The sequence below is a fragment of the Pseudomonas sp. B2M1-30 genome (genome assembly GCF_025447575.1).
Classification (GTDB): Bacteria; Pseudomonadota; Gammaproteobacteria; order Pseudomonadales; family Pseudomonadaceae; genus Aquipseudomonas; species Aquipseudomonas botevensis.
This window is the reverse complement of record NZ_JAOEJT010000002.1, coordinates 89,719-115,645: the sequence shown is the minus strand read 5'-3', so window position 1 is coordinate 115,645 and position 25,927 is coordinate 89,719. Positions and strand designations below refer to the sequence as shown.

22 protein-coding genes and 1 pseudogene are annotated in these 25,927 nt (G+C 61.1%); 14 read left to right on the top strand and 9 right to left on the bottom strand.

Annotation, left to right across the window (positions count from 1 at the left end):
- Positions 1-28 precede the first annotated feature (28 nt).
- Positions 29-361, bottom strand: coding sequence for a hypothetical protein (locus N8H74_RS04215; protein WP_262146352.1), 333 nt, complete (start codon positions 359-361; stop codon positions 29-31).
- A 614-nt stretch (positions 362-975) separates the two neighbouring features.
- Between N8H74_RS04215 and N8H74_RS04210 the strand changes: the two genes are divergently transcribed.
- The gene (locus N8H74_RS04210; RefSeq protein ID WP_262146351.1) at positions 976-1,347 is read left to right on the top strand and encodes a hypothetical protein; all 372 of its coding nucleotides are present in this window, start codon (positions 976-978) and stop codon (positions 1,345-1,347) included.
- A gap of 66 nt (positions 1,348-1,413) precedes the next feature.
- Here the strand turns inward: N8H74_RS04210 and N8H74_RS04205 are convergent, their stop codons facing one another.
- Positions 1,414-2,055, bottom strand: coding sequence for a LysE family translocator (locus N8H74_RS04205; protein ID WP_262146349.1), 642 nt, complete (start codon positions 2,053-2,055; stop codon positions 1,414-1,416).
- Positions 2,056-2,169: 114 nt separating this feature from the next.
- Between N8H74_RS04205 and N8H74_RS04200 the strand changes: the two genes are divergently transcribed.
- Complete coding sequence (locus N8H74_RS04200) at positions 2,170-2,613, top strand: Lrp/AsnC family transcriptional regulator (protein ID WP_262146348.1); 444 nt, start codon at positions 2,170-2,172, stop codon at positions 2,611-2,613.
- A 65-nt stretch (positions 2,614-2,678) separates the two neighbouring features.
- Here N8H74_RS04200 and N8H74_RS04195 read toward each other — a convergent pair whose 3' ends face one another.
- The gene (locus N8H74_RS04195) at positions 2,679-3,734 is read right to left on the bottom strand and encodes an alpha/beta fold hydrolase (RefSeq protein ID WP_262146347.1); all 1,056 of its coding nucleotides are present in this window, start codon (positions 3,732-3,734) and stop codon (positions 2,679-2,681) included.
- 221 nt (positions 3,735-3,955) lie between these two features.
- On the opposite strand from N8H74_RS04195, the gene N8H74_RS04190 reads away from it, so the two are divergent.
- Positions 3,956-5,809 carry an ABC transporter ATP-binding protein gene (locus N8H74_RS04190; RefSeq protein WP_262146345.1) on the top strand — a complete coding sequence of 618 codons (1,854 nt, stop codon included), beginning with the start codon at positions 3,956-3,958 and terminating at the stop codon, positions 5,807-5,809.
- 73 nt (positions 5,810-5,882) lie between these two features.
- On the opposite strand, the gene N8H74_RS04185 is transcribed toward N8H74_RS04190, so the two are convergent.
- On the bottom strand, positions 5,883-6,566 hold the full coding sequence (locus N8H74_RS04185) for a hypothetical protein (RefSeq protein WP_262146344.1): 684 nt from the start codon (positions 6,564-6,566) through the stop codon (positions 5,883-5,885).
- A gap of 304 nt (positions 6,567-6,870) precedes the next feature.
- Here N8H74_RS04185 and N8H74_RS04180 point away from each other — a divergent pair, with 304 nt between their 5' ends.
- The 3 genes and pseudogenes from N8H74_RS04180 to N8H74_RS04170 form a co-directional block, all read left to right on the top strand.
- Positions 6,871-7,206, top strand: a complete 336-nt coding sequence (locus tag N8H74_RS04180) for a hypothetical protein (RefSeq protein ID WP_262146343.1) — start codon at positions 6,871-6,873, stop codon at positions 7,204-7,206.
- 252 nt (positions 7,207-7,458) lie between these two features.
- Positions 7,459-7,944: a hypothetical protein gene (locus tag N8H74_RS04175; RefSeq protein ID WP_262146342.1), complete on the top strand. Its 486-nt coding sequence runs from the start codon at positions 7,459-7,461 to the stop codon at positions 7,942-7,944.
- A 172-nt stretch (positions 7,945-8,116) separates the two neighbouring features.
- A pseudogene (locus tag N8H74_RS04170) lies at positions 8,117-8,350 on the top strand (MFS transporter); the annotation flags it as partial.
- A gap of 57 nt (positions 8,351-8,407) precedes the next feature.
- Here N8H74_RS04170 and N8H74_RS04165 read toward each other — a convergent pair.
- Positions 8,408-9,364: a LysR family transcriptional regulator gene (locus N8H74_RS04165; protein ID WP_262146341.1), complete on the bottom strand. Its 957-nt coding sequence runs from the start codon at positions 9,362-9,364 to the stop codon at positions 8,408-8,410.
- Positions 9,365-9,497: 133 nt separating this feature from the next.
- Between N8H74_RS04165 and N8H74_RS04160 the strand changes: the two genes are divergently transcribed.
- The 4 genes from N8H74_RS04160 to N8H74_RS04145 are packed head-to-tail and all read left to right on the top strand — an operon-like array spanning position 9,498 to position 12,003.
- Positions 9,498-10,052, top strand: a complete 555-nt coding sequence (locus N8H74_RS04160; protein WP_262146340.1) for a flavodoxin family protein — start codon at positions 9,498-9,500, stop codon at positions 10,050-10,052.
- A 41-nt stretch (positions 10,053-10,093) separates the two neighbouring features.
- Positions 10,094-10,387 carry a superoxide dismutase gene (locus N8H74_RS04155; RefSeq protein ID WP_262146339.1) on the top strand — a complete coding sequence of 98 codons (294 nt, stop codon included), beginning with the start codon at positions 10,094-10,096 and terminating at the stop codon, positions 10,385-10,387.
- Positions 10,388-10,421: 34 nt separating this feature from the next.
- Positions 10,422-11,336 (top strand): aldo/keto reductase, encoded by a 915-nt coding sequence (locus N8H74_RS04150; protein ID WP_262146338.1) that lies wholly within the window; start codon positions 10,422-10,424, stop codon positions 11,334-11,336.
- Positions 11,317-12,003, top strand: coding sequence for a phytanoyl-CoA dioxygenase family protein (locus tag N8H74_RS04145; protein ID WP_262146697.1), 687 nt, complete (start codon positions 11,317-11,319; stop codon positions 12,001-12,003). Before N8H74_RS04150 ends, N8H74_RS04145 begins: the two co-directional genes overlap by 20 nt.
- A gap of 4 nt (positions 12,004-12,007) precedes the next feature.
- Here N8H74_RS04145 and N8H74_RS04140 read toward each other — a convergent pair whose 3' ends face one another.
- On the bottom strand, positions 12,008-12,700 hold the full coding sequence (locus N8H74_RS04140; protein WP_279309265.1) for a tRNA (adenine(22)-N(1))-methyltransferase TrmK: 693 nt from the start codon (positions 12,698-12,700) through the stop codon (positions 12,008-12,010).
- Positions 12,701-12,900: 200 nt separating this feature from the next.
- On the opposite strand from N8H74_RS04140, the gene N8H74_RS04135 reads away from it, so the two are divergent.
- Together N8H74_RS04135 and N8H74_RS04130 are read left to right on the top strand one after the other, a co-directional pair.
- Complete coding sequence (locus tag N8H74_RS04135; RefSeq protein ID WP_217829687.1) at positions 12,901-13,095, top strand: PLDc N-terminal domain-containing protein; 195 nt, start codon at positions 12,901-12,903, stop codon at positions 13,093-13,095.
- 211 nt (positions 13,096-13,306) lie between these two features.
- Positions 13,307-14,371 (top strand): alpha/beta hydrolase, encoded by a 1,065-nt coding sequence (locus tag N8H74_RS04130; RefSeq protein WP_262146336.1) that lies wholly within the window; start codon positions 13,307-13,309, stop codon positions 14,369-14,371.
- A 22-nt stretch (positions 14,372-14,393) separates the two neighbouring features.
- Here the strand turns inward: N8H74_RS04130 and N8H74_RS04125 are convergent, their stop codons facing one another.
- Positions 14,394-15,464 carry a GlxA family transcriptional regulator gene (locus tag N8H74_RS04125; RefSeq protein ID WP_262146335.1) on the bottom strand — a complete coding sequence of 357 codons (1,071 nt, stop codon included), beginning with the start codon at positions 15,462-15,464 and terminating at the stop codon, positions 14,394-14,396.
- Positions 15,465-15,824: 360 nt separating this feature from the next.
- Here N8H74_RS04125 and N8H74_RS04120 point away from each other — a divergent pair, with 360 nt between their 5' ends.
- Complete coding sequence (locus N8H74_RS04120; RefSeq protein ID WP_217829684.1) at positions 15,825-17,135, top strand: MFS transporter; 1,311 nt, start codon at positions 15,825-15,827, stop codon at positions 17,133-17,135.
- Positions 17,136-17,208: 73 nt separating this feature from the next.
- On the opposite strand, the gene N8H74_RS04115 is transcribed toward N8H74_RS04120, so the two are convergent.
- Complete coding sequence (locus N8H74_RS04115) at positions 17,209-19,197, bottom strand: U32 family peptidase (protein WP_217829683.1); 1,989 nt, start codon at positions 19,195-19,197, stop codon at positions 17,209-17,211.
- Positions 19,198-19,475: 278 nt separating this feature from the next.
- On the opposite strand from N8H74_RS04115, the gene N8H74_RS04110 reads away from it, so the two are divergent.
- Positions 19,476-25,103 (top strand): DUF6543 domain-containing protein, encoded by a 5,628-nt coding sequence (locus tag N8H74_RS04110; protein ID WP_262146334.1) that lies wholly within the window; start codon positions 19,476-19,478, stop codon positions 25,101-25,103.
- Between the two features lie 207 nt (positions 25,104-25,310).
- Here the strand turns inward: N8H74_RS04110 and N8H74_RS04105 are convergent, their stop codons facing one another.
- Positions 25,311-25,691 (bottom strand): RidA family protein, encoded by a 381-nt coding sequence (locus N8H74_RS04105; protein WP_262146333.1) that lies wholly within the window; start codon positions 25,689-25,691, stop codon positions 25,311-25,313.
- Positions 25,692-25,927: the final 236 nt, after the last annotated feature.

Below are 25,927 nucleotides of genomic sequence, written 5' to 3'. Positions count from 1 at the left end.
CCCATAACCCAAGTCTTTGAATGCAAACTCACTGTAGGGATTTAGTAAGCCATATTTTTTGCCTTAGTTTTTCAATCTGCTCCATGAACGGGCCGATTTTGTTGTAAGCCAAGATTAGAAATGAATAGGTGTAAAAGTGTGCGCCCGGATGTTCACCACCGAAGTCGGACATCACAGCAATTTTTTCATCATCAGAAAAATCTGGCAACTCATTAAGCTGCCCCACAGCCACAGCAAGAAGATGTGAAAAATGAGGATATTCCTCTGTAATCACTGACAGGTCGAAGGGGGCTTTTTTTCTGATTTTGTGTGTGTGTGCGGCATCGCGAGTTTTTTTTCTTGCCATGACCGGAGAATCCAAATGAACGTTTTCCCGATACTACTCATTTGAAAGAGAATGGTGAACATTCCAACTCATTAAAACGAATTCACCAACATTTCGTATCGCTCAACCCGAATGGGTTCGTCGGAGTCAGCCCATGAAAAGCGTCTCCTATTGGCCGGAAGCGGCCTCTCACGCGAGGATGCAAAGCATTTTGTACGTTTCTGTCCGTTTCAAATTTCCTTGTAGCCTGTGCCAATCGCAACGTGAGCCTAGCTGCTCTCAAACAATCCTCACTGATCTAAACACTGCCGTTTAAATCAAACTCTCATCTCCCCGCAAAGGGCTACAACACCTTGCGCCCTTCCCTACACCTACGCCAGAATCCGCCGGCTTGTGCGTCCAAGGCATGACTTTTATCGTTCCCATGTCACTGAAAAACAGTGATCGGGTTTGGTAGCCCGGGATGAACACAAGATGCGTAGCTCACCATGGCGGCGTTCACTCGCCGCGATTTTATGGTGGCCATGCACAGGGCGCTTTCGGGCGCGCCGGTTTCCTTGTGTCCGGTCTACCAACCTGCGTATGGCCGCCACCCATCGTTTGGTAGCGATTGGGTGAAGGCTCCTGTAACGACACAAGGAGTTTCATCTATGTTCAAAATCACCCCCAACCCACCAGAACCCCATCTGGAAACCGACCCCGCCTCGCCCTACGAATGTCCCGGTTCGAAGAAACTCCACGATGCCGCCGAGCGTGCGCTCGACCATTACCTCTCCCCGTCCGCGCGGATCATGTCGTCTTGCAACGAACCCGAGGCCATGTACATGGCCAATCCCAAGTACAACACCGAATCGCTGCTCGCCAACGCCAGCGAAAACCTCGGCTCAGTCAGCGAAATGCTCAGCAACTTCGCAGCAACACTCGACCATTCGCATCGCAAAACGGCGTTGGGTATCGCGCAGGTGGTGATGGTTGCCGAGTTGGCGGTGAATCAAGCGTTGGACCATGTTGAAGTAGCGTAAACCGTGGTTCCTTGGGGCGGCTTCGGGTCGTGTGTATCCGAAGCCGGCCCTCTGCTAGCGGTTTTGTCAGAGGACAGCCCGCACGCCACTGACCACCTGCACCAATCCAAACGCTCCGATAGCCAGCGCCGACACGGAGGAAACCGTGTGCATGAAGGAAGCCGACATTTTTTGCCGCAGCACGGACGTTGTGCCGCTCAAGCACAGCCACCAAGCCGCAGAACCCAGGAACACGCCGGCGACCATTGTCAGGGTGGCGAGCCACATGGCGTTGCCGGTATGGTCGTGGCCGCCGCTAAGTGGGTCGAGCGCCGCGAATATGGCGATGAAGGACAATATGGTCATGGGGTTGGAGAGCGTCAGGCCAAACGCTGTCAGAAAATCCCGAGCCGCCGCTGCCGACGCTTCTTCCTTCGATTCCGACAAGGGCTTGCGCATGTCCCGGGCAATGCCCCAGGCGAGCCAAACGAGAAACGCGCCGCCCATGATCTTCAAGATCATGGCGAGCGAGGGTGAAGACAGGGCGACTCCCGCTACGCCAATCGCGCCAAGCAGGCCGTAGACCGCATCGGCGCTGGCAGCGCCCATGCCGGTGGCAAATCCCGAACGAAATCCGCGCTTCAGACTGCGCTGAATGCAGAGCAGCCCGATCGGCCCTACCGGTGCAGCAATCGAACAGCCGATGACGACCGCTTTGATGAACAACATATGCCTTCCCCTTACGATGCACGTCGAATTCAGTGGTCATCGTAGGCATTCTCCAATTTGCGAAGAATGCAGTTTTAAAGGAATAATGCCTCCTTTACTTAAAAATTAAAGAAAATGGACGAAATCGACTGGAAAATACTCGGCAACCTTCAAAACAACGGCCGGATGACGTATACGGAGCTCGCTCGCCAAGTCCACCTCTCCGTGCCGGCCGTCACCGAGCGCGTCAGGCGTCTCGAAGAGGTGGGAGTCATCGAAGGTTATGCCGCTCGCGTCAATCTGGCGGCGGCGGGTTACCCGGTAGCCGCGTTGATCGCGATGACGGTGCCCCAGCCGGCCAAGGCAAAGTTTCTGGATTTGCTGCGCTCGATTCCCGAGATTCTCGAATGTGACCATGTCACCGGGGCCGATTCCTATGTCATGCGACTGGTCGCGACCAGCATGAGCGATCTGGAGCGCTTGATCGAACGGATCAACCTTTATGGCGAGACGCGAACCTCAATCGTGATGTCCACACCGTTGTCCTCGCGCGTTCTTGAGCGCCCAGGGCGACACTGATTCGTAAGCCCTGCGGATGACGAGCGAAGCTGCCGGGTGTGGTCGGTAGCTATCGCTCCGCCCTTTTACAAACCGCCTTGCTTGTACGCAAATGACTGCGCCAGAAAATCTTCTATCAGCGCCACAACCTGCTGCTGAATCACCTCACGTGGACGCCCGTTCTCGCCATCCCGACAAATGATCCCGTCACCCGGCACATCCTCTTCAAGCATCGCCTCCGCCCCCGGTTTGCACCGCGACATGAAGCTGAAATGGCTGGCATCGCTGATTTCGACGTAATGACTGGAAGCCGCCGGCAGGCGTTTGGCGAGGTTGGCGGACTCCAGTTCTGCGGGCAGGTCGCGCGACGGCACGCCGGCCGCAATCACCAGCGCCGGCACCGGGAGCGCGGCGAGGCTCTGATCGGTCAGGCCGCGTGACAGGCCCAGGTCCAGCGAAACGATGGCGGTGACGCGTTTATCGCGCCAGTCCCCCGCCAGCGCGGCGTTGGATTGCGCCGTGTTGGCGGGATTGATCTTTCCGTACACGCTGCAACTGGACAGTTGCGGATGGGTTTCGCAGTCCTGGGCGAAGCGCTCCGGATCAAAACGCGCGCCGGCGATTTCCAGCGCGGTCCAGCCGCCGAGGGAGTGGCCGACGACGGCAATTCGGTCATCGGCGACTGCGCCGAATTTTTCCGGTTGCGCCATGACTCCATCGATCACTCGGCGCAGATCGTCGGGACGCAGCCACAATTGCGCGGCCGCTTGCGGGCTGAGGTTGTGAGTGGTGGTGCCGGGGTGATTGACCGCTGCGACGATATAGCCCTTCTGCGCCAGGGCGCTGGCGAGCCAGATCTGGTTGCTCCAGTTGCCCCGGTAGCCGTGAGAAAGCACCACCAAGGGATGCTTGCCGGCCACGGGCGCCGCATCGCGCACAGCGGGTGCGCCGACGAACACCACGTCATCGCCGATCATCTGTTTGGCGGCAGCGGTTGCGCCGGGATACCAGACAACGATTTCCAGTGCGCGGTCGTGCGACGGGGCCGTCAACGTGGAAGATTGAAAACCGACAGGACGCTCGTCAGCGAGGGCGAAAGTCGTCAAACAGGTCAACAGCAGAGCGCCGAATGCTCGTTTCAAAATGGTTTCTTCCTTGATAGTCGGGTGCAGCGGCCAATGAGCCCGGACATTAAAGCCTACATTCAGAAAAACTGGATACGTGAATGGCGGCCCGGAGCCAGTCACCGCTCAACAAAGTGCAGCAACCCGGCCCTCAATGGGGTCAACCCATCATCTGCAAAACCCTCAAGCCCACCGTTAAATGGCAGAATCCCCGCCAGCTGATCATTTCGGAGACCACCATGCTTCGCGTGTTTGAACGAAGACTCGACCCCTTCCCGCCTGATGAACTGCCACCGCCACCGACCGGCCTGGCGCGGTTTCTGTGGGCCTGCACCCGTGGCGCGCGCGGTTATGTGCTGGCGCTGGCACTGTTGAGTGCCAGCGTTTCGATCTATGAAGCCTGGCTGTTTTCGTTTCTCGGGCAGGTCGTGGATCTGCTGGCGACCTGGCAGGCTGGCGGCGATGTCAGTGGGCAGGAAACTCGCGTGCTGTGGGGGATTGGCCTGGTACTGGTGACCAGCATCGGGCTGGTGGCGCTGCGCACGATGGTGCAGCACCAGATTCTGGCGATCAATTTGCCGCTGCGCCTGCGCTGGGACTTCCACCGGCTTATGCTGCGGCAAAGCCTTTCGTTCTTTTCCGATGAGTTTTCCGGTCGGGTCACGACCAAGGTGATGCAGACGGCGCTGGCCGTGCGCGAAGTGCTGTTCACGGTGATCGAAATCGCGCCCGGCATCGGCGTTTATTTCATTGCGATCATCGCCCTGGCCGGCGGCTTCGATCTGAAACTGATGCTGCCGTTCATTGCCTGGGTCGCGTTGTTCGGGCTGGCGATGCTGTATTTCGTGCCGCGTCTGGGTCAGGTCGGGCAGGAACAGGCCCACGCACGGTCGTCGATGACCGGGCGGATTTCCGACGCCTACACCAACATCACCACAGTGAAACTGTTCTCCCACTCCAAGCGTGAAGCGCACTTTGCGCGGGCGGCGATGGAGGATTTCAAGCAGACCGGGTTCCGCCAGATGCGCCTGGTCAGCCAGTTCGAAATCGTCAATCAGGCGCTGGTGGTTGGCCTGATTATGGGTGCGGGCGGCTATGCCTTGTGGCTGTGGCACCAGGGCGAAGTCGGCACCGGCGCGGTGGCGGCGATTACGGCGATGGCGCTGCGTATCAACGGCATGTCGCACTGGATCATGTGGCAAATGACGTCGCTGTTCGAAAACATCGGCACCGTGCAGGATGGCATGGACACTCTGACCCGTGGCCCCAAGGTGCAGGACGCGCCGAACGCCGGCGTGCTGGTGCCGATGGGCGGCGCGGTGACCTTCGACAAGGTGCGCTTCAACTACAACGGTGAACGCCAGGTGCTCGATGGCCTGAGCCTGAACATCCGCCCGGGCGAAAAAATCGGCCTGGTGGGCCGCTCCGGCGCCGGCAAATCCACGCTGATCAATCTGCTGCTGCGCTTCTATGACGTGGACAGCGGCGAGATCCGCATCGACGGGCAGAACATCGCCCATGTCACCCAGGACAGCCTGCGCAGCACCATCGGCATGGTCACGCAGGACACTTCCCTGCTGCACCGTTCGATCCGCGACAACATCGCCTACGGTCGCCCGGACGCGACCGACGAACAGATCCACCGCGCCGCCGCCAACGCCCAGGCCGACGGCTTCATCAGCCAACTGAGCGACCGCCAGGGCCACAGCGGCTACGACACCCTGGTGGGCGAGCGCGGCATCAAGCTCTCGGGCGGCCAGCGCCAACGCATCGCCATCGCCCGAGTGATGCTCAAGAACGCGCCGATCCTGTTGCTCGACGAAGCCACCAGCGCCCTCGACTCGGAAGTCGAAGTCGCCATCCAGGAAAGCCTCGATGAGATGATGCAAGGCAAAACCGTCATCGCCATCGCCCACCGCCTGTCAACAATCGCGGCCATGGATCGGCTGATTGTCATGGATGAGGGACGGATTATTGAACAGGGAACTCATACGGAGCTGCTCGGGAAAAACGGCACCTATGCGCGGCTTTGGCAGCATCAGAGTGGCGGGTTTCTGGGGGAGGATCAGGGGGTAGCCGAAGCGGTGGATTAGGTGGAAATGTTTGGAGGCGGTCAGTCGTGACTGGCCACCTCCGAGCAACATTGAACGCGTGCCGAGCGACGGCCTAGGGGGTGTGGTACGCCCTGCTTGATGAAGGCAGCGTGTCTTTGATGGCAACGACCGGGACACGTAGATCGGGCCGGGTGATGTCATAGACCTGTAGTTCACACCCGTCACCCTGATCGACGAAGGCAAACTCCGCCAGATAGACTTTTTGCTTCTCGGGAATGAAGGTGCTGATGATCGGCCCACAGGTGTAATGCGTCGGCACGCTCGGATTGGCGGTCACCTTTTCCTCCCACTTGTTCTTCGACGCGTTGTATACGTGTTCATGGCTGTAAAGCGTCAGATACCCCGGTGCCGGCTGCTGACCGCTGAACGTCGATACCCCGTTCACTTGCAAAGGCTGACCGGGATCGGCCTGCATTTCCAACTGAGGGAAATGCTTGCTCATGGCGCTGCTCAGACGACTGAACCATCCGCCGACTTTATTGCGAAACGGTTTGACCACCGTCCCCAGGTGATCGGGACGTTTATCCGGGTCGTTGCCTCGAACCACTGCAAAATCCACGGGGTTCCGTGCATCGCCTGAAGCCTGCATGATCACCTTGGCGTGTTGATCATCCACAGTGACTTTCTTCTGTTCCAGCATGATGCCATCTGTCCAGAACGTCGGCGCAGAGCTTCGAAAATCGGCGGTGCAGCCGTATAACCCCAAAAACAGAACCAGCGTGACAATTCCCTTCATTGCCCTTCCTTGCGTTGAACGGCGGATAAGTTTCCAGAAAGTATCCCTTCCGGAAGGCGATAACAAAACGCCACTATCGCAGAACCCTGGTCGGAGGGAATGGCTGATTTTCGGGGGCTGCCTCGCGTATTGGATACTCAGGAGCCTTTCAGACTTCGGTCAATGCCGGTGTAGAGGGTCTAGGAATAGCTACTTGATTCATTGACCGCATCAATAGCGATCATCAACTCAATGAAGTTCTCATATCAAATCAGCGGCGTAAGATCGGCTCCATACCCAACCACTGCCTCACGGAGCACACAAGATGAAACGCCAAACCCTTCTCAGCATCGCTCTCTCGGTCTTCGCGCTGAACGCTTTCGCTGCGTCCTCCACGCAGCCTCTGGTCGCTGAAGGCGGAGCTGATCGTTTGCTGGAAAGACGCGCTGTAGCGGCTACTGAAACTGATCCACTGTTCAGCGACGCTGTAGCTGCCGCGACCCAAACCGATCCACTGTTCAACGATGCCGTTGCTGCCGCCACTGAAACCGATCCGTTGTTCAGCGATGCAGTTGCCGACGCGACTCAGACCGACCCGCTGTTCAGCGACGCCGTTGCGGAAAACGGTTCGGATCGTCTGATCGAACGCCGTGCCGTCTGAATGCATGGCTTTAGCGCAATACTCGACAAGAGCCCGGCCTTATCCGCCGGGCTTTTTCGTTATTGCGGGAGGTGAACGTCGCAAAGTGCCCACTCAGGGAAGCCCTGATCCCTTGGCGAACCTGGCTATGGCACACTTCAGGCCCGTTGCGCAGACCTTTGTGCAAACGGATCGCGAGTTCAATAACCATAACTAACGCTGTTCTCCCCGGGCGCTCTTCACCTGTGGGGTGAACCCAACAAGGATGTCGTCATGAAAGTCTCTTTTGCTATCACCACGCTGGCGGGTTGCCTGTTCACTTTTTCCGCGTCGGCGGCCACTCCGACTCACGGCGAACTGTTCCAGGCCTTGGCCGAGTGTCAGGGCAATTTGAAGCAGGTCGGCGCGTTCAACGAGCTGGTGGATGCCAAGCAATTGTCACTCGCCAACGACGAAGCACACACCCCGTGGGGCGGTGGCGCGTGGCAGGTCACGCCGGCGCTGACGGTGCATGGGGTGTCGTCGAGCACTGCGGTGATGATTGATCGCTTCGGTTTCTTCCTGCAAACCGCCAGCAGCAGCCCGAAGGCAGATGCCGAGAAGCTCGCCAGCACGCTGAAACTGAAAAAGGTGCTGGATACCGAAGGCTACGTCGACTACCAGCGCAGCCTTGGCAACGGCGCGATCGTGCGAGTGCTTTCCACGGAAAACAAGGACAGCGATCTGTATGTGGGGTGCAGTTATCAGGATGCTTCCTGAGAAACACCAATCAGCGGCGGCGGTGAGCCAGTCGCGACTGATTTCACTCGTTGATCCATCGAGGACTCTTGACTCCATGCATGGTCAGTACCTCCTGACCATGATTGATACCTGTAAACCATGTGCCCGGTCTCAAACGTAAAGGATGTACCCGGTCGGCCCCCTCTCCCTCCGGGAGTACGGTGCCGACTTTTCGCTGGCCAATCTCCCCGAACAATCCAAAGAGCGAAAACTGCCATTCAGCAGTCTGCTGTGCTCCGGTTATGGAAAGCGCATGCTCTTCGTGCTGGGCTGCCCGATTGCCCCCCGTCTGGTCAACCGTGTCGATCGACGCAAGATGCTGATCTGCAGGTTTCTGCTCCCTGGCCTCGCCTTGCTCGGGCTCGGCGTTTACCGCGCCGGCAACGGCCCGCGCTCTAAGCCCTGTTCATTGGCGGCGGCGTTGAACTGAGACGCGGCGGACTCACACCGCATAAGCCCCCAGCGACTCGATCGTGACATGCAAGTTCTCATCCCCCGAAAACGCCGCGAGCAGGTGATCCACCGTCACCTGCCCTCGCGGGGCCATGAGTGCGCGGTGGGGGTATTGCATGACCATTTCGTAACTACCCGGCTGGTGCTGTTCGTGGAGCAGCACTTTCAGCGAGCCATTGCGCAGATGTTCCCACGCCAGATGCACCCCGACCTGGGCGATTCCGACATGGTCACGCGCGGCTTGAACCAATGCCTCCGGTCCGGAGAGCGTGAGAACCGCGACGTCCGTGGGGTCCAGGGTCGTCAGCGCGCCGTCCGCCGCTTTGAAGATCCAGGGCGAAACGCGCCCACCCAGAAAGCGCCGCGCGATGAGCCGGTGGTTGTTGAGATCCGAGGGCTTTTTCGGCGTGCCGTGAGCCTCGAGGTATTCGGGCGACGCGATCAACACCGCATTCAACTTGCACACCGGCCGCGACACCAGGGCAGAGTCCGCGATGCTGCCGCCGCGAATGACGATGTCATAGCCCTCCTTCACGATATCGACGATCCGGTCATCAAAATCGACCTCGATCGATAACGCGGGGTAGCGCGCGAGCAACGCCGGAAGCGCCGGCAACAGATGATCGTTGCCGAAAGCTGCGCTGGTCGAGATCCGAACCTTGCCGCTGGGAACCGCGCGGCGGGCGGCAATCATGTCGACCGCGCTGTCGAGTGCCTCCAGCGCTATTCGCGCCTGACGCAGAAATCCCTCGCCCTCGCTGGTCAAGGTCAGAGAGCGGGTCGTGCGATTCATCAGGCGAACCCCCAACGACTTTTCCAGGCTGGCGACGTTCTTGCTGATCGCGGCGGAAGTCAGCCCCAGAACTCGCCCGGCGGCGGCGAAGCTTCCGGCGTCCACGGCCTGGATGAACGAGACGATTGCGCGCACGCGTTGCGATGAATCCATACGCCCTTCCCTCCTGGATTGTGCGGCCGATTCTAAACTTCAGGTTGAGAGTGGTTCAACCTGTACCTTTCTTCCGGTAGGCAATGCGGCAAGTGAAAATCCGCTGCATCACTCACTATCGAGGTTCATCACCGTGTTGGTATCCATCGTTTACGACAGCGGCTACGGCCACACTAAAAAGCAGGCCGAAGCGGCCGCGAAGGGGGTGGAGCGTGTAACGGGCGCCAAGGCCCGATTGATCGCCGTCGGTACTGACGAAATCTCGTGGGACGCCCTGGCCGAAAGCGACGCCCTGATTTTCGGCTCTGCGACTTACAACGGAACCGTCAGTGCGCGCTTGAAGCAGTTCATGGAAGACGCGACCCGCACGGCCTGGACGCCCATGGCCTGGCGCAACAAGGTTGCTGCCGGCTTCACCAACTCCGGCGCGCAGAATGGCGACAAACTCAATTCGCTGATCACCATGGCCCTCTTCGCGGCCCAGCACGGGATGCTGTGGGTCGGTCTCGATCTGTTCCCGGGACGCGGCCCCAACGAACTCAACCGATTGGGTAGCTGGCTGGGCGCCATGGCGCAATCCGATGACGTTTCGCCCGACATTTCACCGATCACCAGCGATCTCGAAACCGCCGCGTACCTCGGGCAGCGCGTCGCCGAGCAGGTCAGCCGCCTGACTCCTGCCGCGTGACACAAGCCCGCCAGCCCCTTGCATGACTCTAGGTATTCCTCATGAAAATGATCTGTCTTGATGTCCCGCTGCCGGATGCGAACCACGAACAATTCAGCGCTCATCTGCTCGATGAAGTGGTTCACGCGTGGAAGCTCTACAAGGGTGAGTTCATTCGCGACATTTACTTTCGAAAGGATCGGCCGGGTGTGGCAATCATCGCCGAGTGCGACTCAATGGAAGAGGCTCGCCAAGTGTTGCTCGATTTCCCGCTGGCGAAGTTCGGTTTCATCGACTGGGACATCATCCCGCTCGGGCCTTTCCTGGGCTGGGAAACCCTGTTCAAGCCATCGTAAAAAACAATCGTTTTTACCCCTGTGAGGGCACGTCATGAGCGCTTCGCCGAACACCTTTCCCATCAATGAAAGCGTACAGATTCCCGCCGTCGGATTCGGGACTTATCTCATTCCCCCGGCGGATACCGCCAAAGCGGTGTCGAACGCCATTGAATGCGGTTACCGACATATCGATACCGCCTCGGTTTACGAGAACGAAACCGGCACTGGCGAAGGTGTTCAGGCGGGGCTGAAATCCGCCCGTCTCAAGCGTTCAGACATTTTCGTCACGACCAAACTCTGGCCTGGCAATCCAGGCTGGGGTGAGTCGCCGAAGTCCGCCTCGGAAACCATCGCTGAATTCGAGGCCAGCCTGAAACGCCTGGGCCTCGATTACATCGACCTGTATCTGATTCACTCACCGCACGGTGGCGAAAAGCGCATCGAGCAGTGGGACGCCCTTCTGCAACTCAAGCGTGCGGGGAAGGTGCGGGCCGTGGGGGTGAGCAATTTCAATCAGGACCATCTGGAGGAAATCAAACTCGCCGGATTCCCGGCGCCGGACGCCAACCAGATCGAACTGCATCCCTGGTCGCAGAAACCCGACCTGCTTGCCTACATGAAGGCCAGTGAAATTTCGCCGATTGCCTATAGTAGTCTGGCGCCACTTTCCACTTGGCGAACCGGTGCGGGACAGGACAGCGCAAAGCCAAAGGAATCGGCGGCCGACACCGATGTATTCAAAAACATGGCGGCCAAATACGCGGTTTCCGAGGCGCAGTTGCTTCTGAGATGGGGCGTCCAGAATGGGTACGCGGTGCTGCCCAAAAGCCTGAACCCCATCCGTATGCGCCAGAACCTTGATATTTTCGGGTTCACCATCGACCCACACGACATGGCGTTTATCACGTCACTGGACCGAGGAAACGGAATTGCCTGGGCTATCGGAGATCCGACACAAATCAAGTGACCGCGAACACCTCCACCAAAACGGCTATGCCCTGCTCCGTCAGGCAATCCCCGGCGCATGGCTGGCTGACCTGCGAGCCACGTTCGATGCCGGCGTGAGGCCGTCGAATCAATGGCCGGTGCCCCGTGGCGTCGACTGGCGCCATTCGCAACTGGATGTGGATTCGCGGATTCAGGCGGTCTGTCGTCTGCCGCCATTGCTGGCGGTGGTGGGCGAGTTGATTGGCGAGCGATTCTTTCTTTCGCAGGTCGAAGGTCGCGAACCACTTGCTGGCGGCGGTCATCAACAGTTGCACCGCGACTTGTCGGCGCAACGACCCGGTGACATCGTCAACGCCCTCGCCTACTTCGACGACTACGGCCCCGAGAACGGCGCGACACGGATTGTCCCTGGCAGCCACCGTCCGGAGCCGGGAGCACCGCCGGACGACTTCAATGACGAATCCCGATCAGTGCAGCTTTCAGGCGCGGCGGGCGACATCCTGGTGTTCGATGCCGACCTGGTGCATGCCGGCAGTCTGAACGCGAGCGGTGGGCGTCGACGCTGCATTCTGATCAGTTACTTTGCTGAGCCGCTGTATGCGTCGCATCTGCAAACCGTCGGCCTGCGCAATGTGCGGATGGACACGTCCGATCGCTTTGAGCCGGCGGATGCTCCCATCGGGTAACAGCTCAAGCCAACAATTCACTGATCCACTCAGCCTGCCGCGCAATGTCCTTTGCCTTGTCCTCGGGTACTGTTCGAGCCTTGGCGAATTGGGCCAGCGTCTGGCGCTTCAAGCGCAACATACGCTGCCACTTCTGCACAAACGCCGGACTGCGCGCCTGCATTTGCAGCGGCCCGAAGTACAGTTCCTCGGCGCTGTACGTCACCGGTCCGTCACGCTCGGCGACGATGATTTCGTAGTCGAAGCGGTTTTCCCGCAGCACTTCCTCGCAGAGGATGCGGTAGCCGTTCTCCATCAGCCACAGACGCAGCGGTTGCTCGCCACCATTGGGTTGCAGGATCAGCCGCTCCTCGCCGCTCAGGCGCGCCTTGCCGCTCTCGAGGATGTCGCGGATGGTTTCGCCGCCCATGCCGCAGAGGCTGATCGCGGTGATGCGGTCGTCCGGTTCGATTGCCGCCAGACCGCTGGCGTGACGCACGCTGATCTGTTCGTCCAGGTCGTTCTCGCGCACAGTACGTTGAGCCGCGCGAAACGGCGTCAACGCCACCTCACCGGCCACCGCCGCCGCGATCGCGCCACGGCGCATCAGCGCCACCGGCAGATAACCATGATCCGAGCCAATATCGGCCAGCCGCGCACCGGTCGGCAAATGCGCCGCCACGCGCTCCAGGCGCCGGGACAATGTCTGTTCGTTCAACCGCAACCTCACTCAACCTTGGATGACCCGCAACCAGGGTCGGATCGGGGCGCGATTCTGTCGGGGTCTGCGCGGAAATTCAAATGATTGCGACGACAGTCCTGGCTTCATGCAGGCGTCGAGGCCGACAGCAACCGGCAAATTTAATGAACCCCACCCCCACGAGCCCGCCTAACGAACAGACCATCAGGAGGTAGCTCATGCATATCGAAACCACGTGGATCGTTCTGGCAGTCGTGTTGTTGCTCATCGAGTTGTGGGCCATCAATCGGGTGCGCAAGAGCGCAGGGAAGTCGAGCGACAAGGGCGTATGGATCGTGTTCATCGTGTTTGTGCCATTGATCGGACTGATCGCCTGGGCCTTGGCCGGGCCGAAGCATGTCACGCAGGCATAAGCGCAAACATAAATGGTGAAGCCCCGATCATTCGGGGCTTTTTTCTGCCCGGGGTTTGTATCGCAGTGTGTACGAACCTGGCGGGGATACAGTCGTCGGCATTTTGCGAAGGAATCTGAAACAGCCCGGATACGTCGTCGGGCTTTACTGGCGTCCAGGTTTGAAGGGTTCAGCCGGACCCCGCCCCCGTCGATCGCAAAGGAGACTTCCCATGAAGAATGCACTGCACACCTCGCCGTCCGCCAATAGCCGTCGCCGCCTGCTGGGGCTGTCGATTCTGGCGACCGCACTGCTGCAATTCGGCGCGATGGGCGCCGCCAACGCCCAGACCGCCGCGCCTGAGGCAATCAAGCCTGCCGCCAGCGTGAACGCCGACCTGCCCTTCGGCCCGCTGAAACACGTCAAGGCCGGGGTGCTTGACGTGGCCTACGCCGAAACCGGTCCGGCCAATGGCCCGGTGGTGATTCTGCTGCACGGCTGGCCGTACGACATTCATAGCTACGACCAAGTGGCGCCGTTGCTGGCGGCCAAGGGTTATCGGGTGCTGATGCCTTACACCCGGGGTTATGGCGACACTCATTTCCTCTCCGACAAAACCGTGCGCAACGGCCAGCCCGCCGCGCTCGCCAGTGATGTCATCGACTTCATGGACGCGCTGAAGATCCAGCAGGCGGTACTCGGTGGCTACGACTGGGGCGCGCGTTCGGCGGATATCGTCTCGGCGTTGTGGCCGGAGCGGGTCAAGGCGCTGGTGTCGGTCAGCGGTTACCTGATCGGCAATCAGGCGGCGGGCAAGAATCCATTGCCGCCCAAGGCTGAACTGCAATGGTGGTATCAGTTCTACTTCGCCACCGAGCGGGGTGAAGCCGGTTACGCGAAAAACACCCACGACTTCGCCAAGCTGATCTGGCAACTCGCCTCACCGAAATGGGCATTCGACGACTCCACCTATGACCGCAGCGCCAAAGCGTTGCAGAACCCGGATCACGTCGCGATCACGGTGTTCAACTACCGCTGGCGCCTAGGCCTGGTGCAGGGCGAAAGCCGGTACGAGGCGCTGGAACAGAAACTGGCGACCGCGCCGTCCATCAGCGTGCCGACCATCACCCTGGAAGGCGATGCCAACGGTGCGCCGCACCCGGCGCCCGAGGACTACGCCAAGCGCTTCACCGGCAAGTACCAGTTCCGCCTGATCGACGGCGGCATCGGCCACAACCTGCCGCAGGAAGATCCGCAGGCGTTCGCCAAGGCGATCATCGACGCCGACCACCTCTGACGCTTGCGCAAAAAACGGCGGGTCACTTGACCAGCCGTTTTTCCTTGGACGGGCGATAACCGAAATAGGCGCTGTAGCATTTGCTGAAATGGCTCGGCGAGACAAACCCGCAAGCCACCAGCACGTCCACTTGCGACAGCTCGGTGTGTTGCAGCAAGCGCCGGGCTTCGGTGATGCGTAACTCCATGTAGTAACGCTGCGGCGTGGTGCCCAGTTGCTCCTTGAACAACCGTTCGAGCTGGCGCCGGGAACGTCCGGCATACACCGCCAGTTGCTCCAGCTCCAGCGGCTCCTCGAGGTTGGCGTCCATCAGCTTGACCACTTCGCGCAGCGGCGCGCTGACGCAAATGTTCTCGGTCGGTTTGATCCGCCGATAGCGCGATTCCTCGAACGCCAGAATGTCCTCGATACCCTCGACCAGCGCCTTGTCATGCAGGCTCTTGATCCAGTCCAGCGCCATGTGAAAGGCCCCGGACGGACTCGATGCGGTCAGGCGGTCGCGGTCGATCACATAGGGTTCGCTGCTGACCTGGGTCGCCTTGGAAATCTCTGCCAGCGCCGGCCGATGCTCCGGGTGGATCGCGCAGCGGTAGCCTTCCAGTACCCCGGCCCGCCCCAGGAACCACGCGCCGTTCCACAACCCCGCGAGCAAGATCCCCGCCTCCGCCGCCGTTTTCAGCAACGCGACGAACTCATCCGAGGCCTTCAACTCGGTGCGGTAACCGCCGCAGATCACCAGCAGATCGAGTTCTTCCAGCGCACTCGCGTCAAGCCGCGCATCCGGGCGAATCACCAACCCGAGGTCACTGATGACTTCGCCATCGGCAAGGCCGAAGGTGCGCGACGAAAACAGGCCGGGGCGCAGCAGGTTCGCAGTCACCAGGGTATCCAGCGACTGGGTGAAGGCCGGCAGGGAAAAATGCTCCAGCAGCACAAATCCTGCACGGGTCGTGCGGCCTGGCCCGGAGGTTGACTCGTTGAGGTAGCGAAGGTTCTTGCCCTTCATGCCACCGCTGAATTGGCGTCGTTCGATCAAGATGCGGTCCGTCGATGTCGTTGGAACAGGTCGTTCAGTGCAAGGATAGGTCGTCATGCTAACCGCCGGACGGACAAAATACTCGGGAATGAATGCAATTCGCCCCAACCGGCACGGGCGTGCAGATTGGGAGATGGGGAGAGGGCCGGAGTGAGGGGGGTGCGTCCCAACGCCGCAGGCGCCGCACCTTGGCAAATACCGCACAAGGCTTAAAATCGCGCCTCCTCTTGCAGTCGCCGGACCGGTGCCTGCCCGCAGCCATGACAACACCCAAGTTTGAACAGCCGACCACTCATCCGCAGTGTGCCCGGCTCAACCGTCCTGCCCGTTCGGCCGACGTTTGCCCACAACACACTTCGGCTTGGCACGCGCTTGCGCAGAGGCGCACGTTCCGCTGTTCGATCACTTGAGGTTTTTATGACACCGCGTTTGCTGGCCATGGCGCTGGCGCCCCTGCTCGGGCTGTTCATTGTTGCGTTGGGCAACGGTTTTCTGTCTTCCCTGACCACCCTGCGCCTGGGCGCCGCCGGCGAATCGGCGACGATGATCGGCCTGGTGTCCTCCGGCTATTTCATCGGCCTGACCCTCGGCGCGATCTTCAACGACCGGCTGATCCTGCGCATCGGCCATATCCGCGCCTACAGCAGCTTCGCTTCGCTGATCGCCGCGACCATCCTCCTGCAAGGGCTGTTTTATGACACCTGGGGCTGGCTCGTCCTGCGTCTGATCAACGGCTGGGCGACGGTGGGCGTGTTTCTGGTGATCGAGAGCTGGCTGCTGCTGGCCGGCGACGCGAAGATCCGTGGCCGCCTGCTCGCGCTGTACATGATCGTTCTCTACGGTGCCGGCGTGCTCGGCCAGGCCTTCCTCGGCAAGATCACCGGTCTGAGCGACGGCGCGCCGTTCATGGTCGCGGGCATGCTCGCGACCCTCTCGGTGCTGCCGATCGTGATCCTGCCGCGCGTCTCGCCGCTGCTGGAACAGGTCGAACCACTCAAACCTCGGGCGCTGCTGGGCGTGTCGCCGACCGGGCTGGTCGGTTGCTTCGGCTCCGGCGTGACCATCGCGGCGGTCTACACCCTGCTGCCGCTGTACCTGCAACGCATCGGCCTGAACATCGGCGAAGTCGGCAACATGATGGCCTGGACGATCCTCGGCGCGATGTTGCTGCAATACCCGGTCGGGCGTTGGTCCGACCGCAAGGATCGCCTGCAAGTGCTGACCGTGCTGTGCGCGGTTTGTACCGTGCTGTCGCTGGTGATCGTGCTGGTGCCGTTGTCCTCGGCGATGCTCGCGGCGATGCTGTTCCTGCTGGGCGGCGGGATCTTCGCGTTGTACCCGGTGGCGGTCAGCCACGCCGCCGACCGCGCCCCGGTCGAGACGCTGGTGCCGATGATCCAGGGCATGCTGCTGATCAACTCCCTGGGCTCGGCCATGAGTCCTCTGCTGATTTCCCCGGCGATGAACGCTCATGGCGAAACCGGTCTGTTCTGGGCCTTTGCGCTGGTCAACCTGGGGATGGTGATGTTCTTCCTCTGGCGCCGAGGCAAGCGCCCGGTGCCGGCCAACCCGGCGCCCTTCGCGGCAGCGGCGACGTTCTCGCCGACCGGCGCGGAACTGCGGGTCACCGAAGACTTGCGCCAGGCCGCCCAGGAACATCCGCCGATGGTCGATGCCTTGAGCGGCGAAGCCGCGCCGCCGCCGGCCTCGCGTTTCGAAGCCGGTTAAGGTTTCGTCCAGGCATAAAAAAACCGGTGACTCATGTCACCGGTTTTTTATTGCCCGTTGTACAACCGCTCGATCAGTGCGGCGCCCGAGGAATGGTCTTCATCAGGTCTTCCGGACTGATATGCCCCACCACGCTGCCCGGTTGCGGCAGATTGAGGATGTGGCCTTTCATCTTGCCGATGACGTGCATCTCGCACGGTTTGCAATCGAACTTCAGCGTCAGCACTTCATCGCCGTGGATCAATTGCATCGGCGCGACCTTGGTGCGCACGCCGGTCACACCCTTGGCCTGTTTCGGGCACAGGTTGAAGGAGAAACGCAGGCAGTGCTTGGTGATCATCACCGGCACTTCGCCCGCCTCTTCGTGGGCCTCGTAGGCGGCGTCGATCAGTTTCACGCCGTGACGATGGTAGAAGTCGCGGGCCTTCTGGTTGTAGACGTTGGCGAGGAACGACAGGTGCGCTTCCGGGTACACCGGCGGCGGCGTGGTTTCCGCCTTGCGGCCACCGCGTGGGTGGGCGGCGACGCGGGCCTCGGTCAACGCTTCGATCACTTCCCGGCGCAACGACTTGAGCTGCGAGTTCGGGATGAAGAACGCCTGCGGCGCGTCCAGCTTGATCGAAGTGGCGTGGTACTGGGTGGTGCCCAGTTGGCCGAGCAGATCCTGCAAGGTGTCCAGCGCCTGTTCCGGCTTGTTGGCCGCGCCGAACGGGCCGTCCAGAGCGACACTGGCACTGATGCCCTCTTCGCTGGTCACGGTCAGTTCCAGACGTTCTTCACGCAGCTTCGCCAGCCAGCTCACGCCGATACGACGCTCGGCGGAAGTCTTGAGCAAGGCCTGCTGCCAGTTGTGGTCGAGGTTGCGACTCAGCGGATGGTTCGGGCGCAGCTTGTACATGCCGTCCGGCATCTCGTTCGGCTCGACGCGGTAGCGGTAGCGTTTCTGGCCGTCTTCGTCGAACTCGCCTTTCGGCTCGGCGATGTTGGCGCGGAAACCGACCACTTCACGCTTGACCAGCACATTGAGGCCGTCACCGTTGGACAGCGGCTCATGGGTGACCACTTGCATGTCACGCTTGCCGACTTTCTCGACGATGCCCACCGGCAGACCGGTGAAGGTCGGCGAGTCGAAGGCGCCGATGTCGATCTTGCGCTCGCTGACGAAGTAGTCGGTGCTGCCCCGGTGGAAGGTTTTTTCCGGATCCGGCACGAAGAAGTGCGCGGTGCGGCCGCTGGAGGCGCGAGCCAGGTCCGGGCGATCCTCAAGCACGGCGTCCAGACGCTGGCGGTAATAGGCGGTGATGTTCTTCACATAGCCCATGTCCTTGTAGCGACCTTCGATCTTGAACGAACGCACACCGGCCTCGACCAGCGCGCGGATGTTGGCGCTCTGGTTGTTGTCCTTCATCGACAGCAGGTGTTTTTCGTAGGCGATCACGCCGCCCTTTTCATCCTTGAGGGTGTACGGCAGACGGCAGGCCTGGGAGCAGTCGCCACGGTTGGCGCTGCGCCCGGTCTGCGCGTGGGAAATGTTGCACTGGCCGGAAAACGCCACGCACAGCGCGCCATGAATGAAGAATTCGATGGCCGCGTCGGTTTCGTCGGCGATGGCGCGGATTTCCTGCAGGTTCAGCTCACGAGCGAGCACCAGTTGCGAGAAGCCGGCCTGATCGAGGAACTTGGCCCGCTCAAGCGTGCGGATGTCGGTCTGGGTGCTGGCGTGCAACTCGATCGGCGGAATGTCCAGTTCCATCACGCCCAGGTCCTGGACGATCAGCGCATCGACACCGGCGTCGTACAACTGATGGATCAGCTTGCGCGCCGGCTCCAGCTCGTTGTCGTGCAGGATGGTGTTGATGGTGGTGAAGATCCGCGCGTGGTAACGGCGGGCGAACTCCACCAGCTCGGCGATTTCGCTCACCTCGTTACAGGCGTTGTGGCGCGCGCCAAAGCTCGGGCCACCGATGTACACGGCATCGGCGCCGTGCAGGATCGCCTCGCGGGCGATGGCCACGTCACGGGCAGGGCTGAGCAATTCCAGATGATGCTTGGGCAAGGACATATGTTTTTTTAGTCAGGCTTTCACGGTCGAGGCGCGCATTGTAGCCGCGAAACGCCCGCCGGGCACGCCTGTGCTGCCGGGTGGCAACGGAGGCGGCAAAATCACCGCCGATCCCCTGTGGGAGAGGGCTTGCCCGCGAAAGCAGCGGTTCAGCCAACACACCTATCGTGTGCTGGCCGTTCGGGTGCCAACTATGTAACACCCACCAACCCCGCACTTTTCTTCCAATACCTCGTTCCGCACGCGGATTTCCCACGTGCCCCACGAACGTATTGATCATGCCCAACCATTTTCCTTTAGATGACCTGCCTTCACCCCGCGCCTGGCCGCCCGCCAGCCACCTGTCCGAAAACATCGACAGCGGCCTGCTGCACTCCGCTCTCGAACGTTGGCGCCACGCCAGCAGCGGCCTGCGCGAACTGTTTGCCGGCGTGCCGTCCACCCAACGGGCGCTGAGCGCTGCGCTGGAGCGCCAACTCGACCTCGGCGAGCCGGAAATCGGCCTGCGTTTCAGTGCATCGGAGCAGCATGCCGAACAGGTCGTTGGCCTCGCCCAGGCCTGGGCCTTTGTCCATAAGCACCCCAATCTGGCGGCCGCCCTCGATCGCCCCTGCGTCGTGACCGGCCTGAGCAAACAGCATCCACTGAGCACTCTCACACCGCTGCAATTGCTCATCCGCCTGCACAACCTCGACCCGCAGCAGGCGCTGGAGCAGAGCTGGAATGCGCATTGGGATGGCCGCGCCCCGGGCACACCGCTCTCGCGCCGCGAGCGCGCCAGTCAGTTGTATCGCATTCATCTGGAAGCCACGGCTCACGTGGCACTGGCCCAGCGCACCCTGAGCGCCGAGCAGCTGCGCCCGCTGTGGCTGCTGATGGACGACACGTCCGCCAGCCCGCAACCGGTGCGTGCCGAACGGGTGGATCTGCTGCTGAGCAACGACACCCGTGTCACGCTGCCCGACGCCTGGGTGATCAGCGTCGGCGATTCGCAGAACGGCGCGCAATTGCTCTACCTGCCCAAGCAGGCCGTGGCGTTGCAGGCCTTCGCCAAACGCGCCGACTTGCAGGCCTGGCTGGGCCGTCAGGGTCTGGTGCCCAAGGGCTTGCCCGCCAGCGACTTGCGTTTTGAGTACAGCCCCCGGGCGTTGCCGCTGACCCAGGGCATGACCGACCTACTCAGCCATTGGCAACAGGCACGCCTGGCAGCCTTGCGCGGTGCCACGCCGAACCGGCCGGGGCTGGCCGAACATGGCGCGCAGGTGCTGGATCAGGCCGGGCAGCTGGATCGCCAGCTCAGCGTCGGCGGCGTATTTGCCATGCCGCCGACATCCTTCAATTCGCCTTCTGAGGCAACTGATGATGAGCCGCTGTGGTTCGGCGCCTTGCACGCCGACATCCCCTGGCCGGTGCGCAAGGCCGCCGTGGCACGCCAGCAGGCTGCGCTGGAACACTGGTCGCAGCACGCCAGCGCCGAACAACGGCAGACCCTGGATCAACGGTTCCAGACCCTGGAAAGCGCCGAGGCCGACGCCGACGCTGCTGCGTACAAATTGCTGTACCGCGAGCGCGCGCTGGACCTGGTGACCCTCAATCGCGAATTCACCGCCCTGCATGGCGCGCACAAAAAAGCCCTGTTGGCCGAAGCCGACCTGCAACACACTCTCAAGCAACTGAGCGACGATGAACACCAAACGCTCAAGCACATTTTGCAGCTCCCCGGTGAGAGCGAGCCTGCTCGCGAGGGCGCCAGCGCAACCACCGAAGAAATCACCGAGAAAACCACTCGCAACCCCTGCGTCGCCAGCCTCTCGCTCTCACTCATCGAACAGGCCAACAGCACCCGCACCGCCCTCAACGGCCCCTGGATCATCACCGAAACCGCCGCCCTGCACGATCCCGAGTCGCCCCACAGCCTGCTGCTGATCTGGCCCGGTGCCGGCGGTGGCGTGCAACGTTTCGCCAATCGCCGCGCCCTCGAACGCGAGGTGTTCAAGCGCCATGCACAGGACGCCGAACTCGTCGTGCAACTGACGCCCATCAGCGGCGACCCGCTGCATCACGCCCTGCACGAAATGACCTTCGAATTCGACGAGCAACTCGCCAGCCTGCGCCAGCGCTACAGCGAACCGGCGCAGGCGACGCAACTGGCCGAGCAGCTGGAAACGCTGCGCCAGCGGTTTCGCGCGGCCCTGCAAGTGCCGGTCAGCGGCGCCCGACAACTGGCCCTCGCCCATCTGCAAGAGCAGCGCCGCAGCGCCACCCTCGCCGACAACCTGCCGGACTGGCTGCGCAACCTGTCCCTGGGCACGCGCAGCACCCTCAAGCAACTGATCGAGCACTACATCGGCGCCATGCAGCGCAGTCACGCCCTGCTGGAAATCGCCCTGCCGCCGCGCGAGCCGTTCACCCGTCAGCACCTGCACGAGCGTCTGCGCAAGGATTTCTCGCTCAAGGGTGAGTTCGACATCCAGCTGGATCTGCCGGACTCGGTGGCCACGGAAAAACACACCGTTCCCGCCCCCGGCGCGCCGGGTACGCCGGTGAAACTGGTGCTGGTGCCGAGCAAGACCCGCAGCAAGATCGCGTTGCTGGAACTGGCGCAGCAGAATCTCGACAACACGCCGTCGATGAGCCTGGAACCGATGCAGTTGCGCCTGGGTTTCCTGCGCGTCGAAGCCACGGCGTCGAGCGAGGCCGAGCGCCAGACGCTGGTGCGCGGCATCACCAAGGCGTACCTGAACCGGGTGCTGCCGGAACTGGATCTGGCCAAGGCCTATGAAACCCTGATCCGTCAGGTATTCATGGGTTCCAGTGACGATCCACCGTTCGTCAACCAGCACCGCCGCGAATGCCTGCTCGAGCCCTGGGGCCTGATGCTGCGTCTGCAAGGCGAATACGCACGCTTGCAGCAGCACATCAGCGCCGACGAGCAGCGGATCTTCGATGCGGCCATCGATGGCCAGAGTGCAGAGGCTTCGTCCGTCATTCTGCTGCCGGCGACGCTCAACAGCAGCGGCAAGGACACCCCGGACGAAGGCCCGGTGACCCTGGCCGGCGTCACCTTCATTCAGCAACCGTCCAGCGGCATCACCCTGCTCTACCTGCCCGACAGCCCCGACGGCCGGCTCCTGCGCCGCTACGCCAGCCTGGAAGAAGCCCGCCTCGGCCTGTTCAACCAGTGCGCGCAGGACACCTGGGCCGGTTACCTTGCCGGCCGCGCGCTGCTGGGCAACGTCCGCGCCCACGAAGTGCGGATCGGCCAGGCCAGCGAAAAACGCTTCAGCGCGCTGATCGGCGTCGGCACCCGCTGGCCCGCCAGCACCACTCTGGCCGCGCACCTGCTCAACGTGCACATGGGCCGGCTGATCGAGGCCCATCGCGGCACCTCGCGCTCCAACGATGCGCTGTACCTGGAACGCTACGCGCTCAACGGCCCGCGCGCGTTCAACTACCTGAAAATGGCCCTGAGCATGGTGCCCTTCGTCGGCACCACGATCGCCCTGTACGACGCCTGGACCAGCGCCAACCAGGCCGCCGCCGCCTTCCTGCGCGGCCGGGTTGGCGATGGCGTGGCGGAGCTGGAATCGGTGCTGTTGTGCCTGATCGATGCGGCCATGGATATCTTGCCGGGGGTGAGTGTGGGCGGGGCTCGGCCGCCCGCTCACGCGCCCGGCACGGCGACCCACGCCGCCCGAACCCTGACCCGCAAGCGGCAGTTGGACGACCTGTCGTTCAGTCCCATTAAATCCGCACGAACAACCACGCCAGCAACCAGACACCCAGCCCCTCACCACCTAGCTCGCTTCGATGGTTACACCTGCCCGCGCAGTATCAACCTGGTCGCTATCGAGCCAGGCAAGGCCGGTGTCTATCGCAATGTTTATCGACACCCCGACGGTGATTTCATTGTCCGTTGCGGGCAGGTCTACCAGGTAGAACCCAGTAAAGATTCCCGTGGCTGGCGCCTGAGCGGCACCGCGCAGAAGACCTACAAACAACCGATAGCCCTGGATGAAAACGGCGAGTGGAACACCCATTTCGCGGTGCACGGTACGACGTTCGATGGTGGCGGACTGGGCGGTGGCAACGTAATCGGGCACGTCGCCGAGGCGCTGGATCCGCTCTGGCCACTGGCGATTCGCGAGCGGCTGCCGCGCTGGTGGGTAGACCGTGGATTCCGGCGTCTCTACCAATTGACCAGCGTTGCTGAAGCATTGACGGTAGAAATGCAAGCGCGATTCCCGCGTAGCAAAGTCATTCTCGACCATTACTATGGCGCATCGGATTACGATCGTTACCGGCTGGGTCCAGCGGCCGAGATTGTGTGCAAGGGCGATATAGAACTTACCGAACGACGTTATGCGCTGCTGGTCGAGCTAATTCCCCTTCGCCATGGCAACAATCGACGCTTGTTGAACAAAGATTTGAGTAAGGATGCCGGCAAGGTAGCAGACCGCCTCGAATTTCTGGTTCACCTGCACAATAACAATCTCCGTCGACGAACCTATCAGATCAACGGACTTCTCAATGAACTGGTGAAATTGCCCGGGAGCGCATTTCGCAAGCAAGTGAACTTGCTACTGACAATGCGCCAACTCCGATTGGAAAACCTGAAGTCGATCGAGACCATCGAAATCCTCATGCGCGATCTCAATCGATGGTACGAGCGCATCATCGACCCTGCAGACAAAGCGTTGTTCAGCCAACAACTCACTGTTCTAAACGGTCGCATGTCCGAGGGTAATCTGCTCTACTTCAAAGCCAACCACATGCTGGAAAATATCCACCGCCACGAGGACATGTCCGATGCTTCATGGCTGTTCTTCCATCGGCAGGCGGACGAAATGAGCCTGAGGACTCACCGGGCGATGGACTCGCAACACAACCTCTCGGCAGCCGTAATGACCGCCACGCAACGCAATCAGGTTCTACAAAACTGCATCGATACTTACCAATCATTCCTGCGGGATATTCGCGTATGGGCCACCACCTACCCTCAACACCTGCGCCTCGATGAAATCCCGCAACTGGAAGCGCTAATCGAAGAACTGGCCGAAAACGCACGTACCGCGCGTCTACTGCCACACACCCGGCAAACGGGCGGCACGATTACCAAGAAGACGTTTACTACCGTAGACGGTGCAACTCTGATTGGCGTCGAGTCCTGGGAGCCAACGACTCAGACTCGACAATTTCAGCTGACGGGTAAAGGCGGAGTGACCGAGGTTTGGGAACAGAATACCAACGGTCGTTTTCGCCTGTTGAATCCGCCGGTGCAAAGTAATGAACCGACATCCGCAGATCTGGACAACCTGCTAGCCGAAGCCCGCAAACGCCTGAATTCCCTACCCACTTATGAAACCAAAGTGAACGCCTACGCCGAGCAAGACATGTTGCCGGTCGACCTGGAGCATATGCTGGTCAGCGAAGCCGATGAACTGACCCATCGCGCCGAGCGTCTGGAAAAGCTCGATGCCGAACCGGCACTTATCAAGTCGTTGCGCGACAGCGCCGCTCAACTCAAGACGCGCGGTCGGCAAATGCGCACCGAACAATCACTGAGGAGCAAAAACCCCACTGACGGCATGCTCGTCGACTTGCTGGAGCAGAAGGTTGTAGAAATTCGCAAGGCCAAAGACAAAGTCGACCTCGGCAAGCGCCGCGACGGGCGTCGGGACTTCATGCAGGAGTACGAGATCCACGACCTTACGAAAACGCCCGCCACCCTGCTGTGGTACGCGCACTTTCACTACAACAAGGCGACACAGGGTTTTCGTGAGTTCGAGAAGGGCCATTTGAAACTGCCGGAACACCGACTGCTGACCCACGCCGATGATCCCTCGTTGCCCCACGCCGACATCGGCAGGCAGTCGATGACCCTGGCGCACTTCGAAAACCTGTAGGTTCTTCGCACTTTGTGGGGGCTGGCAAGCCACCTCCCACAGGTTTTGTGCCAGACGCCAATTCGGCAGACACCCCCGGAACATTGTGGGAGCTGGCTTGCCAGCGATGACGGCAGCACATTCAACATTGATGGTGCCTGACACACCGCTATCGCTGGCAGGCCAGCCCACAGGTTTTGTGCCTGATGCCTGCCCACAGGGTCCAGGTCAGGCCTTGGCGGCCATCGCGGTGACTTCGACCTTCATGCCGTCCACCGCAAGCGCCGCCACGCCGACCGCCGCGCGCACCGGCCATGGCTTGGCGAAGAAGCGTTTGTAGACTTCATTGAACGCCGCACGGTCGGCCATATCAGTTAGGTAGATGGTCAGGTGCATCACCCGATCCATCGAACTGCCGGCCTTCTCCAGCGCCACTTTCAGCGCCTGCAAGGTGCATTCGCTCTGCAACATGACATCGCCCAGTTCCAGGCTGCCATCGGCACGGGTCGGAATCTGGGTCGACACCAGAATCCCGTTGAAGCCGACAACGTCCGAAGAAATCGAGTCTGCATCCGGGTCCGGGGTGTAGCTGAGGTCTTGATTGGCCATGGGAAAATCCTTTGCTGAAAGTGATCGACGGCGTGTGCATTCAAGGATGCGCGCCATTTCGGGCGGCCAGTTTACAGGCCCCGGGCGCTGTTTGAAGAAGGAACGTGTTTCGACAGCTATGCTCAAGGGAACCTCCCCCCAAGGGTGAGGCCGTCAGTCTGTGCCCGCTTGATACACGGGCGATGCGACAACGACCCCAGGCCATGGGTACAGCAACACTGTCAGGTGCTCCGGCC